Genomic DNA, 14,410 nt, shown 5'->3' with positions numbered 1-14,410 from the left:
TCCGGCGTCAATCCGGCGTGCGGTGGATCAGGTCTTCCACACGCACGGGGAATTTCCCGAGTTTCCTGTCCGAAAAATAGTAGCGCAAGGTGCGCTTGATGCTGGGAAACGCCAGTTCGTCCCAGGGAATCGCCTCCTCGGCGAACAGCCCGGCCTCGATGCTTTCCTCGCCGACGCCGAAGTTGCCGTCGACGATTTCGCCCCGGTACATCACATAGACCTGGCTGATTTGCGGAATATTGAAAATGCAGTACAGATCGCCGACTTCCACCTTGGCGGCGGCTTCTTCCCAGGTCTCCCGCGCTGCGCCTTCCTGGGTGGTCTCGCCGTTTTCCATGAAACCGGCGGGCAGGGTCCAGAAGCCGTAGCGCGGTTCGATGCCGCGCTTGCACAGCAGCACCTTGTCCTGCCAGGTCGGCAGGCAGCCGCAGATGATCTTCGGGTTCTGGTAATGGATGGTTTCGCAGCTTTCACAGACAAAACGCAGGCGGTTGTCGCCCGCCGGAACCTTCTGGACCACCGCATGCCCGCAGGCGCTGCAAAACTTCATGAACCTCTCCCGGACGCCTCCTGGCAGGGGAGGCAATTTAAATGTTGGTCGGCCAGTATAAAGGCTGTTGTCGAACGGCGGCTAGACACATAATATGCAATGAATCCCTCTGAACGACCGTCCCATGTTGCAGCAGCTTTGCGAGCGCCTGTCCCGTTACAAGCCCCCGGCGTCGCCGGTGGATGCGGCGGTCCTGATCGCCCTGACCCGTGAACCCGTTCCGCGCGTTATCCTGACCCGCCGCGCCGGTCACATGAACACCCATGCCGGGGAAGTTGCCTTTCCCGGCGGCAAGTGTGATGCCGCCGACCTGTCGGTGGTGGGCACCGCGCTGCGCGAGGCGCACGAGGAAATCGGCCTGTCGCCCAAGGAGGTCAAGATCATCGGCGAACTGGGCGTGTTCACCTCGCGCGTCGGGCTGAAGGTCAAGCCGATTGTCGGCCTGCTGGAGACGATGCCGGAACTGACCGGCAACCCCGACGAGATCGACAGCATCTTCACCGTGCCGCTCGACTTCTTCCTGCAACAGCCGCCGTCCTATGATCACAAGATCAAGTTCATGGGCGTGAATGTGTCGGTGCCCAGTTTCAATTATGAAGGCTATGTGATCTGGGGCCTGACCGGCTACATGATCGTCGAACTGCTGCGCCGCGTGTACGACGCCGAAATCGACTGGCGCTGGCCGAATCCGCTGAAAAAATAAGTCCGGAAACCCGCATGATCTACGATCTTGAAGACCGCCGCCTGATCACCAACGGTGATTACTGGATTGCCGACAACGCCACGCTGGTGGGCTCGGTGGTGCTGGAGCACAACGCCAGCATCTGGTTCAACGTTGTCATCCGCGCTGACAACGACATCATCGTCATCGGCGAGAACTCCAACATCCAGGACGGCGCGGTGCTGCATACCGACGCCGGGGTGCCGCTGATTGTCGGCAACCATGTCACCGTCGGCCACAAGGCGATGCTGCATGGCTGCACCATCGGCGACAATTCCCTGATCGGCATCAACGCCGTCATCCTCAACCGCGCCCGCATCGGCCGGAACTGCATCATCGGCGCCAACGCGCTGATCCCGGAAGGCAAGGAAATTCCCGACAACTCGCTGGTGATGGGTTCACCCGGCAAGGTCGTCAAGGAAATCTCCGAAGCCCAGGCGATGATGCTGCGCCTCAGCGCGCTGCATTACGTCGAAAACTTCAAACGTTACCAGCAACAGTTGAAACCTCATGTCCCGATTTAACGCCCTTCCTCTCCGCACCCGTCTGCTCGGCCTGTTCTCGCAGCCGATGGACTACCTGCCCAAGGCTCCCGATTTCCTGCTGAAGGCCGTGCAGCGCGCCGGCATCCACCCGGTGATCGAGCGCGCCGTGCTCGGCAAGTCGCTGCCGCTGCCGAAGGTGCGGCAACAGCAGGTCAACACGCCGCACGGCCCGGTCGATGTCCGGCTCTATTACCCGTCCACGGCCGAGAATCTGCCGGTGATCCTGTTCTTCCACGCGGGCGGCTGGGTGATCGGCAATCTGGAAACCCATGACGTGATGTGCCGTCGCCTGGCCAGCATGACCGGGGCGCTGGTGATCTCGGTGGATTACCACCTGTCGCCGTGGGTGAAGTTCCCGGTGCCGGTGGAGCAGGGCGAGGCGGTGCTGGCCTGGCTGCGCCGCGATGCCGTCAGCCTGGGCGCGGACCCGCTACGGGTGATGGTGATGGGCGACAGCGCGGGCGGCAACCTGTCGGCGGTGCTGGCGCGCAAGCATCCCAACGCGCTGAAGGCGCAGGTCCTGGTCTATCCGGCCACCGACGGTGATTTCCGTTCGCTGAGCGCCGACGAGAACAGCGCCGCCCCCATCCTCAGCAAGCGCCTGATGCAGTTCTTCTACGATTGCTATGCCCGCACCGAGGACGACAAGCGCCATCCCGATTTCTCGCCGCTGCTGGCGCACGACCTGACCGGGCTGCCGCCCTGCCTGATCATCACGGCGGAATACGATGTGCTGCGCGACGATGGCTTTGCCTACGCCCAGCGCCTGCAGGCGGCCGGGGTCACCGTGCAGCACGAGCATTATGCCGACATCCACGGCTTCCTGAGCTTTCCGACGCTGTGCGCGTCCGGGGAAGAGGCCTTCGCGGCCATCGGGCGGTTTGTGGGGAAGGTGTTGTAGAACGACGCGGGGCGGCCGTTCAGGCCGCCTCCACCCGCTTGATGCGCGCCGCCTTGATGGTGTTGTCGCGGATCTGCATCACTTCAATCAGGTAGTCTTCCAGCCGCAGGCCCAGCGCCGCGTCGGGAATCGTTTCCAGATGCTCCAGAATCAACCCGCTCAGCGTTTTCGCGCCGTCGGTCGGCAACTGCCAGTGCAGTGAACGGTTGATGTCGCGCAGGCCCAGACTGCCATCGATCACGTAGAAACCGTCGGCGTGCGGCGTGATGTCCTGATGGTTATCGGCGACGTTGGTGGTGAATTCGCCGACAATCTCTTCCAGGATGTCTTCCAGCGTCACGATGCCCTGTACATCGCCGTATTCGTCCACCACCAGCCCCAGCCGCCGTTTCTGCTTCTGGAACTGCAGCAGCTGCGCCTGCAACGGCGTGCTCTCCGGTACGTAGTAGGGTTCGCGCACGAATTGCATGATCTCGGCTTTGCTGACGTTTTCCTGCCCCAGGAAGCGGGTGGTGTTGCGCGTATGCAGGATACCGATGGTCTGGTTCAGTTCGCCGCGATAGACCGGCAGGCGGGTGTGATGGGTGGTGCGCAGGATATTGAGAATGTCTTCAACCTCGTCATCCATGTTGATGCCCGCCACTTCCTGGCGCGGAATCATGATGTCGTTGACGGTGATGTTGTCCAGTTCCAGGATGCCCAGCAGCATGTTGCGGTGCTTGGTTGGCAGGAACACGTCCTGAAGGATGGTGTGCAGTTCGTCGCGGGTCAGCTTGTCCTTGCGGTCGTGGCTGCCCTGGTTCATCCGGAACAGGGCATTGGTGATCTTGTTCAGCACCCACACCAGCGGATGGAACAGCTTCAGCAAGGCGGGCAGCACATAGGACGCCAGTGAGGCCACCCGTTCAGGATGGTTGGCGGCGAAAGTCTTCGGGCCGACTTCGCCGAAGATCAGCAGCACGAAGGTGAGGATAGTGGCTGAAATGGTGGCGCCGACATCGTCCGAGACCCCGAAACGGCTCGCCAGCGCGATGCCGATGAAGGTGGCGACCATGGCGACCAGGGTGTTGACGGTGGTGTTGCCGATCAGGATGACGCCGATCAGGCGGTCCGGCTGGCTCAATAACCCGAGAATGCGCTGGGCGTTACGCTCACCCAGTTTGGCGCGGTGCTTCAACCGGTAGCGGTTGGAGGCCATGAGGCCGGTTTCAGAGCCCGAAAAAAAGGCGGAGCAAAGAATGAATACTACGAGCAGGGCAAAGAGCAGCCCTAAATTGGTGTCGTCCAAGGAGGGGGAACCGGATTATGGGAATAGCTTCATCAGAAAGGGCCGGTGACGGCAAGTCAAGAAAACTTGACGGTTAATTGTTTACACTTTTTGCAGGATCAGTTCCAGGACGATCTTGGAACCGTAGAAACCCACCAGTAAAAGCCCGAAGCCGCTGAGCGTGAAGCGGATGGCGGTCTGGCCGCGCCAGCCCCGGTAACGGTGGCCGCCCAGCAGCACCGCGAAGACCATCCAGGCGAACAGGCTGAACACGGTCTTGTGCACCACGTGCTGGGCGAACATGTTCTCCAGGCTGAGAAAGCCGCTGACGATGGCCAGGGTCAGCAGCGTGAAGCCCAGCCCGATCATGTCGAAGAGCACGGCCTCCATGGTTTGCAGCGGCGGCAGCACTTTCAGCAATGTCCGGGAGGGCGAGGCGGCGCGGTGCTTCAGACCCCGGCTCTGCACCGACAACAGCAGCGCGTGCAGGGCGGCCATGAACAGGACGCTGTAGGCCAGGATGGACAACAGGATGTGGAATTCCATGCCCGGCGCCAGTCGCGACAGCGGCATGTACGCCGGTGACGGCAGCAGCAATGACAGCAGCAGGCTGACCGCCGCCGCCGGATAGGCGGCCAGGCACAGCGCCAGGACAGGCCGGTAGCTGGTGAAGAGGATATGCATGGCGGCGATGAGCCAGCCGACCAGCGACACGATATGGAAAAGCCCCAGATGCAGGCCTTCGGGGCGGAAGATTTGCGACATCACCACCAGCCCGTGCAGCGGCAGGGCCAGAACGCCCAGGCCCAGAATGGCCGGACGGGGCAGGGGCAGCTTGCGGGCCAAAAAGTGCAGCAGCAGCAAGCAGGCGCCCAGATAACAGCCGATGGCCAGCAGGCCTGCAAGCATTAGGGACATGTCAACACAACCGCCTGACGGGAAAAGACCGATTATAGCCGGATTTTTCAAGACAAAACCAAGCGCCGGCTATAGCATAGGCGGGTTCTTTTTCCTATCCTTTAGGCCATTTTCCGCCTGACGACCAAGCGACGCAAAAAACATGTTTGATAATCTGACCGAACGCCTGACCCAGAGCCTGCGCAACATCAGCGGCTCGGGCACCCTCACCGAAGACAACATCAAGGATACCCTGCGCGAAGTGCGCATGGCGCTGCTGGAAGCCGACGTGGCCTTGGCGGTGGTGCGCGATTTCATCGAACGCATCCGCACCCAGGCGCTGGGCGCGGAAGTCATGCAGTCGCTGTCGCCGGGCCAGGCCTTCGTCAAGATTGTCTTCGACGAGTTGGTCAAGACCATGGGCGATGCCAACGAAAGCCTGAACCTTCATGCCGCCCCGCCCGCCGTGGTGCTGATGGCCGGTCTGCAGGGCGCGGGCAAGACCACCACCGTCGCCAAGCTGGCCAAGTTCCTGCAGGAACGCCACAAGAAGAAGGTGATGGTGGTGTCCTGCGATATCTATCGCCCGGCCGCCATCAAGCAGCTGGAAACCGTGGCCGGCGATGTCGGGGCGACCTTCTTCCCGTCCGACCTGACCCAGGATCCGGTGGATATCGCCCGCAGCGCCATCGCGGAAGCTAAACTGAAATTCTTTGATGTGCTGATTGTCGACACCGCCGGCCGACTGCATATTGATGAAAGCATGATGGGCGAGATCCAGCGCCTGCATGCCGCCATCAAGCCGGTGGAAACGCTGTTCGTGGTCGATTCCATGACCGGTCAGGACGCCGCCAACACCGCCAAGGCCTTCAACGATGCGCTGCCGCTGACCGGCGTCGTGCTGACCAAGGCCGACGGCGACGCTCGCGGCGGCGCGGCGCTGTCGGTACGCACCATCACCGGCAAGCCGATCAAATTCCTCGGCGTCGGTGAAAAGACCGATGCGCTGGAGCCTTTCCATCCGGAGCGCGTGGCGCAGCGGATTCTCGGCATGGGCGACGTGCTGTCGCTGGTTGAGGAAGTCGAACGCAAGATCGACAAGGAAAAGGCCGAGAAAATGGCCAAGAAGCTCCGTCGCGGCGGCGGCTTCAGCCTGGAAGACCTGCTGACCCAGTTCCAGCAAATGAAGGCGATGGGCGGCATGATGGGGTTCATGGACAAGCTGCCGGGCATGAACAGTGCTGCTGTACAGCAGGCTATGGCCCAAGGCGCGCCTGAAAAGATGATGAAGCAGATGGAGGCGATCATCCAGTCGATGACGCCGCTGGAGCGCAACAAGCCCGATGTCATCAACGGTTCGCGCAAGCGCCGCATCGCTGCGGGCGCGGGGGTGCAAATCCAGGACATCAACCGCCTGCTGAAGCAGCACGCCCAGATGGAAAAGATGATGAAGAAGCTGGCCACGCCCAGCGGCATCAGCAAGATGATCAAGGGCTTGCGCAACATGCAAGGGCAGGCCAAGGGCATGCCCGGCGCCGGCGGCGGCCTGCCGCCCGGCGTTGACGCCAATGAACTGGCCAACCTGATCGGCAAGCCGCCGAAGAAGTAAGCCGGATGGTCAGCGGCCGGGCAGGCGTGCAGCCTCCCGGCCGTTTTCTTTTGGTTCAGTGATCCCGGCGATGGACCAGCAGGTACCAGCCGATCGCGAACAACGCACCCAGCGTATCCGCCAGCATGTCCTCCTGCGCATCCCAGACATCCCCTTGCGAGCCCAGGAATTCCGCCCCCGCCGTTCCCCCGTCCGCCGCCGCATACCACCACTCGATAATTTCGTAGCCCGCCGCGATGCTCATGATGCTGAACAGCCCGAACAGGCAGGCGAACACCAGCGGCAACCGGAATTTCTTCACCAGCAGTTCAATAATCGCGAAGGCGTAGAAGCCCACCGAGAAATGACCGACCCGGTCAAAATGGTTACGCGTGGCGCCAATCAGGTCGGTGATAAAACCGAAAGGCACATTGGCAAAGGTGTAGTGCCCGCCGACGGTATGCCAGAACAGCCAGAAGCCCATCAGGCCGTAGGCCGTGTTGGAAAATCGATAATGGCGGGCCGTGCCGACCAGCAACAGGAATACCAGAATGACCGGCGTCACTTCGGCGATCCAGACCTGGCGCGATACCGGGGCGATGCCCAGTGCTGCAAAGAAAACCACGAAAACCAGCGCCATGACCGGCGCGAAACGTTCCTTGAAGGCGTAAGAAATGGACATAACCGTGTGCCTGAGCCTGAATACAGACTGTTTGTAGCATGCGGCTTACGGTTCGTGAAACCCCCGTCAGAGTTCGTCGGGCACGCGGGCGGTCTTGACGCTCTCACGCGGAAGGCACAGTAACAGCGCCAGGAAAATCAGCACCATGCCGCCGATACTGTAATGGTCGGGGACTTCCCCCCACAGCAGCCATGCCCAGAATCCGGCAAAAATGATGGCCAGATAATTGGCGGGTCCGATCTTGCCGGCGGGCGCATAGCCGTAGGCCTTGGATAAGGAAATCTGGCTGAGGGTGGCCAGCGCGCCCGCGCCGCCCAGATAGACCAGTTCCATCGCGGTCAGCGCCCGCCAGTGCCAGAACATCGGGATGGCGGAAACCACGGTGGCGATGGCGCAGAAGTAAAACACGATGCGGGTGGCCGGTTCGGTGGCGGTCAGCGCCCGCACCGTCACAAAGGCCATCGATGCCAGCAGGCTGGAGGCAATGCCGACCAGGCTGAGCAGGTTGAACATCCCCTGATCCGGCTTGGCCACCATGACCACGCCGACCATGCCGACCGCCGCCGCCAGCAGCATCAGCGGCGTGATTTTTTCCTTCAGGAACAGCCAGGCGACCAACGGGATAAAGACCGGGGAGGAATAGGTGAAGACCATCGCATTCGACAGCGGCAGGTGGGCGATGGCGTAGAAAAAACCGTACATCGCCGCCAGCCCTACCAGTGCGCGCCACAGGTGCTTGAACGGAACCCGGGTTTGCAGGAACGCCCGTCCTCCTGAAACCGCCAGCGGCAACAGCAGCAAGGTGCCGGTCAGATTACGGGCGAAGACCACGGTGGCGTTGTCCACCGTATGCGACGCCAGACGAATCATCACGCCCATGGCGGAAAACAGCAGCGCGGAAAGGCTGAGCAGGGCAAGGCCCTTGAGCAGGGAGGAGCGGGGTAAGGTCATGCCGGGAAGGATACCGTAAAGCCGCCTTCCCGTCAGGCGCGGCGACGCCCTCCCGAGGGAGGGCGCACCCGCTTAGCGCGGGTTCAGATTGATGATGTTCTGCAGCAACAGGCGACCCGGGAAGTCGGCCATGATGATGCCGGTGCGGCGATAGCTGCCCGCCGCCAGCCGTTCACTGGTTAGCATATTGGTGCCTTCAAAGGCAATGGTGCAGATGCCGATGAAGCAGGATACCCGGGGAAAATCCGGATAATAGGACTTGAAGCCGGGTGTGGTCAGTCCGGTGGACAGCAGGGGTGCGCCGTTGCCGGGCGAACTCTGGCCGCTGGCGACAAAGTAGGGGAATGACCCGCCGGAGGCGCTCAGGTAATTGATATAAAACGACGTATTGCTACCGGCGACGGCGGCGGCCAGGTGATTCTTGACCTTGGTCCACTTGCTGTACAGATCCCAGTTGGTGCCCATCGAATAGTCATCCTGGGCAATCAGGTTGTTGTAGTTTAGGCCCCAGCTTTGCGGCGCGGAGAAGTTCTGCAGCACCACGATTTTACCGCGCGCCTCACCCAGCGTAGGTGTGGGGCCGGAGTAGGTCCAGAACAGGCCGGGGTAGCGTGCGGCATAGTCGGCGAAGGTATCCGCAAACGAGCGGGTATTGCCTTCCGGGTTGTATTCCTCCTTGACCCGCATCAGCAGGGTTTCACGCGGATTGGCCTGCAGGAACTGGCGCGCCGTGGTCAGCACATCATCAAAGTTGGCGTTCTGGTAGATCAGGCCGTGATGAATGGTGAATTTGTCATAGTAGTGGCGGCAACGGATATCCAGCGCCCGCACGCCGGAATTCAGCTGCATCATCAGGTCCATCGACTGGGTCTGGGCGATGTCGCCCCCGTAACGGGCCATGGTGTCGTGGGTGCCGGGGATGTTCAGTTCGCTGAGCAGGCGGCCGTCAGGAAGCACCGACATCCATTGCGGATTGCGGTAGCCGCTGTCGCTGTTGTGTGAGTAGGCGTCACGGTCAATGGCGGCAGCCATGCCGGTGGCGGTCAGGGCCAACAGGAAGGCCAATATGCGTGACAGGGAACGATAAAACAGGTGCATGGAACGCCTCTTCTGGGGTCGGGCTGATCTGGATGTGGCGAAGTTTTAGGCGAACCTGAGCAACCGTCAAGTCATCTTGGCGGTTGTTCATCACTTTGGCGGAAGGGAGCAAATTCTGGCGGGAATTATCAGTAACAGCCGGGGCCGCGCGGTCGCTGGGCCGCGTCGGCGTCTGGTCTATTGGCCGTTCTTGATGCGTTCTTCCATTTCGCGGATCTGTTGTTCCTTCAGCCGGATGATCTCCTCGCTGTCAGAAACCTGTGATTCCAGGGACTTCTTGCGCTGGGCCAGTTGCTTGGCCTCTTCCGCGGCGCGATCGGCATCTTCCGCCGCCAGGGAGGCAGTCACGGGTGGCAGTTTCCTGGCGACGGGCGCGGGTTGTGCGGCAGGCGCTGCCGGTTCGCGTGCAGGCGGAGCCGCGTCGGTTTTGGGAGCGGGGGCGGCTGCCGTTGAAGGCACCGGAGCCGCGACGACCGGCGCCGTTGAAGCCGGAGTTACTGTGGGAGGTGCCGCCGGAGCAATGGCAGCGGGTGCGGGCTCCTTGCTCTGCGACAACACCACCGTAATGCTGGCGGTGGCGACGATGCCGCCCAGCACGAAGCCGGCGGCGCCGATAATCAGATGTTCCCGGGTAAACATTGTTGTTTTTCTCCTTGCCTGCAGGTCAGGGCTGAACGGCGATGCTGTCGCACGCAGCCGGTGCCTGTCAACCCGGCTTTCTGTCCGGTTTATGACGCTCTACACGTTTTTACAACGATTGAAGCCCTAAGATCAGGATCTAATGTTCAGGATACTCGGTCCTGAGCCGACCAGGGAGTGCGTCGCCCAGGCTTCCGGCCTTGCCGGAGTGCGCAATCAATCCATGAGTGGGGTGCGATATGCTCGTTTCAGTCGTATGTTTGTGTGTCCTGGCGGCCGGTCTGGCGCTGTCGTCCGCGCGTCAGCCGGAGCGGATTCCGGTCCGGATCAAATCGACTTATCGGGACTGAGCGTTTTGCCGGCATAAAAAAGGGCGCAATCCTTGCGCCCGATGGGGGTGTTACCCTGTTACCAGGCCAGCGCGCCGCCGGTCTGGTATTCCGTCACGCGGGTTTCGAAGAAATTCTTCTCCTTCCGCAAATCCATGATTTCGCTCATCCACGGGAACGGGTTCTTCACGCCGGGGAATTGTTCCGGCAGGCCGATCTGCACCAGGCGGCGGTTGGCGATGAACTGCAGGTATTCCTCCATCATCGCCGCGTTCATGCCCAGCACGCCGCGCGGCATGGTATCGCGGGCATATTCGATTTCCAGCTGCGTGCCTTCCAGGATCATCTGGATCACTTCCTGCTGGAATTCGGCCGTCCACAGGTGCGGATTTTCGTTCTTGATCTGGTTGATCACGTCGATGCCGAAGTTCAGGTGCATCGATTCGTCGCGCAGGATGTACTGGAACTGCTCGGCGACGCCGGTCATCTTGTTGCGGCGGCCCATGCTCAGGATCTGGGTGAAACCGCAGTAGAAGAAGATGCCTTCCGTGACGGCGTAGAAGCCGATCAGGTTGCGCAGCAGGTGCTGGTCGTCTTCCGGGGTGCCGGTCTTGAACAGCGGGTTCGACAGCGAATGGGTATGGCTGAGGCTCCACGCCGCCTTGCGCGCCACGGCGGGCACTTCGCGGTACATGTTGAAGACTTCGCCTTCATCAATGCCCAGCGACTCGATACAGTACTGGTAGGCATGGGTGTGGATGGCTTCCTCGAAGGCCTGGCGCAGCAGGTACTGGCGGCATTCGGGGTTGGTGATGTGGCGGTAGATGGCCAGCACCAGGTTGTTCGCCACCAGGCTGTCGGCGGTGGAGAAGTAGCCCAATGAACGCATTACGATCAGGCGTTCGTCCTCGGTCAGGCCGTCGGCGGAGCGCCACATGGACACGTCCTTGGCCATGTTCACTTCCTGCGGCATCCAGTGGTTGGCGCAGGCATCAAGATACTTCTGCCAGGCCCAGTCATACTTGAACGGCACCAGCTGGTTCAGGTCGGCGCGGCAGTTGATCATGCGCTTGTCGTCGACCTGGATGCGGGCGGCGCCCATTTCCAGCTCTTCCAGGCCCGGCGCTACGTCAAGGCTGGCCAAGGCTGCAGCTGCCCGGGCTGCAGGGCTGCCAGCGGCAGCAGCGGCTGGGGCTGCAACAGCAGGAACCACTGCTGCCGGCGCAGTTGCTGCTGCTGGCGCTGGTGCTTTTGCAGGAGCTGACGGCGCAGCCGGTGCTTTCTTTGCGGGCTTTTCTTCGGCATGGAAATCGTCCCAACTGAGCATGATCGGTCTCTCTCTGAATCTGTTTTATCCAAGTCCTCCCCGCGCACGGGGAGGGTGTTCAATCGTTACTGGCAGGCTTCGCAATCCGGATTGTCGATCGAGCAGGCCAGCGGCACCGGCGCGGCTTCGGCAAACTCGGCCGGAGTTTCCTGCACCACGGCCTTCACCGCATTCAGCGCGCCGTCGGAAATCGTCGATTTCTCGGTGGCGGTGGCGCCGATTGCGCGGAGGTAATACGTGGTCTTCAGACCGCGGTACCAGGCCATGCGGTAAGTGATGTCCAGTTTCTTGCCGGACGCGTGGCTGATGTACAGGTTCAGCGACTGCGCCTGGTCAATCCACTTCTGGCGGCGGCTGGCGGCGTCCACCATCCAGCGCGGCTCCACTTCAAAGGCGGTGGCGAACAGCGCCTTCAGGTCGTCCGGAATGCGGTCGATGTTCTGCACGGAACCGTCGTAGTACTTCAGGTCGTTGACCATCACCGCGTCCCACAGGCCGCGCGCCTTCAGCGCATTGACCAGGTAGGGATTGACCACGGTGAACTCGCCGGACAGGTTCGATTTCACGTACAGGTTCTGGTAGGTCGGTTCGATCGATTGCGAGACGCCGCAGATGTTGGAAATCGTCGCGGTCGGGGCGATGGCCATGACGTTGGAGTTGCGCATGCCCTGGCTCATCACCTTCTGGCGCAGGCTGTCCCAGTCCAGGGTGCTGCTCTGATCGACTTCAATGAATTTGCCGCCGCGCGCCTCGATGACCTTCTGCAGGGAATCCAGCGGCATGATGCCCTGGCTCCACAGCGAGCCTTCAAAGGTACTGTAGCTGCCGCGCTCCTTGGCCAGTTCGCAGGAGGCATTGATGGCGTGGTAGCTGACGGCTTCCATCGAGGTGTCGGCGAAGGCCACGGCGGCGTCGGAGCTGTAGGGCACGTTCAGCACGTACAGCGCATCCTGGAAGCCCATGATGCCCAGGCCCACCGGGCGATGGCGCAGGTTGGAGTTGCGGGCCTGCTCCACGGCGTAGTAGTTGATGTCAATGACGTTGTCGAGCATGCGCACGGCGGTCTTGACGGTGCGTTCCAGCTTGGCGGTATCCAGACCGGCCGGGGTCACGTGGTTCACCAGGTTGATCGAGCCCAGGTTGCAGACGGCGATCTCGTCCTTCGAGGTGTTCAGCGTGATTTCCGTGCACAGGTTGGAGGAGTGCACCACACCGACGTGCTGCTGCGGCGAGCGCAGGTTGCAGACGTCCTTGAACGTGATCCACGGATGGCCGGTTTCGAACAGCATCGACAGCATCTTGCGCCAGATGTCCTGCGCCTTCATTTTCTTGAACAGGCGGTGCTTGCCTTCGGCGGCCAGGCGCTCGTATTCGGTGTAGCGGGCGGCGAACTCCGCGCCGTACAGGTCGTGCAGGTCCGGGCAGTCGGAAGGGGAGAACAGCGTCCAGTCACCGTCCTCGAAGACGCGTTGCATGAACAGGTCGGGCACCCAGTTGGCGGTGTTCATGTCGTGGGTGCGGCGGCGGTCGTCACCGGTGTTCTTGCGCAGTTCCAGGAACTCTTCGATGTCCAGATGCCAGGTTTCCAGATAGGCGCAGACCGCGCCCTTGCGCTTGCCGCCCTGGTTCACCGCCACGGCGGTGTCGTTGGCCACCTTCAGGAAGGGAACCACGCCCTGCGACTTGCCGTTGGTGCCCTTGATGTAGGCGCCCAGCGCGCGCACCGGGGTCCAGTCATTGCCCAGGCCGCCCGCCCACTTCGACAGCATGGCGTTGTCGCGGATGGCGCCGTAGATGCCGTACAGGTCATCGGGCACGGTGGTCAGGTAGCAGCTGGACAGCTGCGGACGCAGCGTGCCGGCGTTGAACAGCGTCGGGGTGGACGCCATGTAGTCGAAGCTGGACAGCAGGTTGTAGAACTCGATGGCGCGGGCTTCGCGGTCCTTTTCGTTCATCGCCAGGCCCATCGCCACGCGCATGAAGAACAGCTGCGGCAGTTCAAAGCGCACGTCGCGATGGTGCAGGAAGTAGCGGTCGTACAGGGTTTGCAGGCCCAGGTAGGTGAACTGCTGGTCGCCGGACGGCTTCAGCGCGTCGGCAATCTTCGCCAGGTCGAAGGCGGTCAGCAGCGCGGGGTCCAGCAGTTCCAGTTCCACGCCTTTCTTCAGGTAGACGGGCAGGGCTTGCGGATACAGCTCGCTCATTTCCTCGTAGGTGGCGTGCTCGGCCAGTCCCAGGAACGACAGCGCTTCCGAACGCAACTGGTCCATCAGCAGGCGGGCGGTAACGTAGGTGTAGTTCGGTTCCTGCTCGATGTGCACGCGGGCGCACATCACCATGGTGGTGACCAGGTCGCTTTCCTTGACGCCGTCGTACAGGTTGCGCAGGGTTTCCTCAATGATGTCGCCGGGTTCGACGCCGGTCAGGCCTTCGCAGGCGCTGGCCACCAGGCCTTCCAGGCGGCCCAGGTCCAGCGGCATGCGGGTGCCGTCGCCCATGGTCACGGTCAGCGTCGGGTGCGGCTTGGCGACCCCGGCGTCGCGCAGGCGGGCGCGCTCTTCGCGATAGATCACATAGGCGCGGGCGACCTTCTGTTCGCCGGAACGCATCAGCGCCAGTTCCACCTGATCCTGGATTTCTTCAATATGCACGGTGCCGCCGCTGGGCATGCGGCGCTTGAAGGTATTGCCGACGGCGGCGGTCAGCAAGGCGACCTGCTCATAGACGCGGCGCGAATCGGCCGCCACGTTGCCTTCCACGGCCAGGAAGGCCTTGGTGATGGCGATGGCAATCTTGTCGTCGGTGTAGGGCACCAGCGTGCCGTTGCGCTTGATGACGCGCAACTGGCCGGGCAGCACGGAGGCTCCCGGTTCACCGGTTTCAAAGGAACGTTGGGCGGAAATGGTCATGTTCAG

13 protein-coding genes are annotated in these 14,410 nt (G+C 61.9%); 4 read left to right on the top strand and 9 right to left on the bottom strand.

Going from position 1 to position 14,410, the window contains the following annotated elements; genetic code table 11:
• Positions 1-7: 7 nt before the first annotated feature.
• Positions 8-550: an NUDIX hydrolase gene (locus EV700_RS02350; protein ID WP_130410747.1), complete on the bottom strand. Its 543-nt coding sequence runs from the start codon at positions 548-550 to the stop codon at positions 8-10.
• 124 nt (positions 551-674) lie between these two features.
• Here EV700_RS02350 and EV700_RS02345 point away from each other — a divergent pair, with 124 nt between their 5' ends.
• Genes EV700_RS02345 through EV700_RS02335 form a run of 3 tightly spaced genes read left to right on the top strand, consistent with a single transcriptional unit; the run spans position 675 to position 2,717 of the window.
• Positions 675-1,253: a CoA pyrophosphatase gene (locus EV700_RS02345; RefSeq protein WP_130410746.1), complete on the top strand. Its 579-nt coding sequence runs from the start codon at positions 675-677 to the stop codon at positions 1,251-1,253.
• Positions 1,254-1,267: 14 nt separating this feature from the next.
• The gene (locus EV700_RS02340) at positions 1,268-1,795 is read left to right on the top strand and encodes a gamma carbonic anhydrase family protein (protein ID WP_130410745.1); all 528 of its coding nucleotides are present in this window, start codon (positions 1,268-1,270) and stop codon (positions 1,793-1,795) included.
• On the top strand, positions 1,782-2,717 hold the full coding sequence (locus tag EV700_RS02335; protein WP_130410744.1) for an alpha/beta hydrolase: 936 nt from the start codon (positions 1,782-1,784) through the stop codon (positions 2,715-2,717). Before EV700_RS02340 ends, EV700_RS02335 begins: the two co-directional genes overlap by 14 nt.
• A gap of 19 nt (positions 2,718-2,736) precedes the next feature.
• Here the strand turns inward: EV700_RS02335 and EV700_RS02330 are convergent, their stop codons facing one another.
• Positions 2,737-4,005, bottom strand: a complete 1,269-nt coding sequence (locus EV700_RS02330) for an HlyC/CorC family transporter (RefSeq protein ID WP_207224548.1) — start codon at positions 4,003-4,005, stop codon at positions 2,737-2,739.
• Between the two features lie 81 nt (positions 4,006-4,086).
• Positions 4,087-4,902 carry a cytochrome C assembly family protein gene (locus tag EV700_RS02325; protein ID WP_130410743.1) on the bottom strand — a complete coding sequence of 272 codons (816 nt, stop codon included), beginning with the start codon at positions 4,900-4,902 and terminating at the stop codon, positions 4,087-4,089.
• Between the two features lie 142 nt (positions 4,903-5,044).
• Here EV700_RS02325 and ffh point away from each other — a divergent pair, with 142 nt between their 5' ends.
• The gene (gene ffh, locus EV700_RS02320) at positions 5,045-6,490 is read left to right on the top strand and encodes a signal recognition particle protein (RefSeq protein ID WP_130410742.1); all 1,446 of its coding nucleotides are present in this window, start codon (positions 5,045-5,047) and stop codon (positions 6,488-6,490) included.
• A gap of 55 nt (positions 6,491-6,545) precedes the next feature.
• On the opposite strand, the gene EV700_RS02315 is transcribed toward ffh, so the two are convergent.
• From EV700_RS02315 to EV700_RS02290, 6 genes are all read right to left on the bottom strand, one after another.
• Positions 6,546-7,151, bottom strand: a complete 606-nt coding sequence (locus EV700_RS02315) for a DUF2238 domain-containing protein (RefSeq protein WP_130410741.1) — start codon at positions 7,149-7,151, stop codon at positions 6,546-6,548.
• A 66-nt stretch (positions 7,152-7,217) separates the two neighbouring features.
• Positions 7,218-8,102, bottom strand: a complete 885-nt coding sequence (locus EV700_RS02310) for a DMT family transporter (protein ID WP_130410740.1) — start codon at positions 8,100-8,102, stop codon at positions 7,218-7,220.
• A 72-nt stretch (positions 8,103-8,174) separates the two neighbouring features.
• Positions 8,175-9,200: a phosphatidylinositol-specific phospholipase C gene (locus tag EV700_RS02305; RefSeq protein WP_130410739.1), complete on the bottom strand. Its 1,026-nt coding sequence runs from the start codon at positions 9,198-9,200 to the stop codon at positions 8,175-8,177.
• A gap of 177 nt (positions 9,201-9,377) precedes the next feature.
• Entirely contained in the window at positions 9,378-9,839 is a 462-nt protein-coding gene (locus EV700_RS02300; RefSeq protein WP_130410738.1) for a hypothetical protein, read from the bottom strand.
• A gap of 408 nt (positions 9,840-10,247) precedes the next feature.
• Positions 10,248-11,495: a ribonucleotide-diphosphate reductase subunit beta gene (locus EV700_RS02295; protein ID WP_130410737.1), complete on the bottom strand. Its 1,248-nt coding sequence runs from the start codon at positions 11,493-11,495 to the stop codon at positions 10,248-10,250.
• A gap of 65 nt (positions 11,496-11,560) precedes the next feature.
• A complete protein-coding gene (locus EV700_RS02290; protein WP_130410736.1) occupies positions 11,561-14,404 on the bottom strand; it encodes a ribonucleoside-diphosphate reductase subunit alpha in 2,844 nt (947 codons plus the stop codon).
• Between the last annotated feature and the right edge of the window lie 6 nt (positions 14,405-14,410).

It is taken from the genome of Fluviicoccus keumensis, from assembly GCF_004217445.1.
In the GTDB taxonomy this organism is placed as follows: domain Bacteria; phylum Pseudomonadota; class Gammaproteobacteria; order Pseudomonadales; family Moraxellaceae; genus Fluviicoccus; species Fluviicoccus keumensis.
The sequence above is the reverse complement of the archived record's forward strand: the minus strand, read 5'-3'. Positions and strand labels throughout refer to the sequence as shown.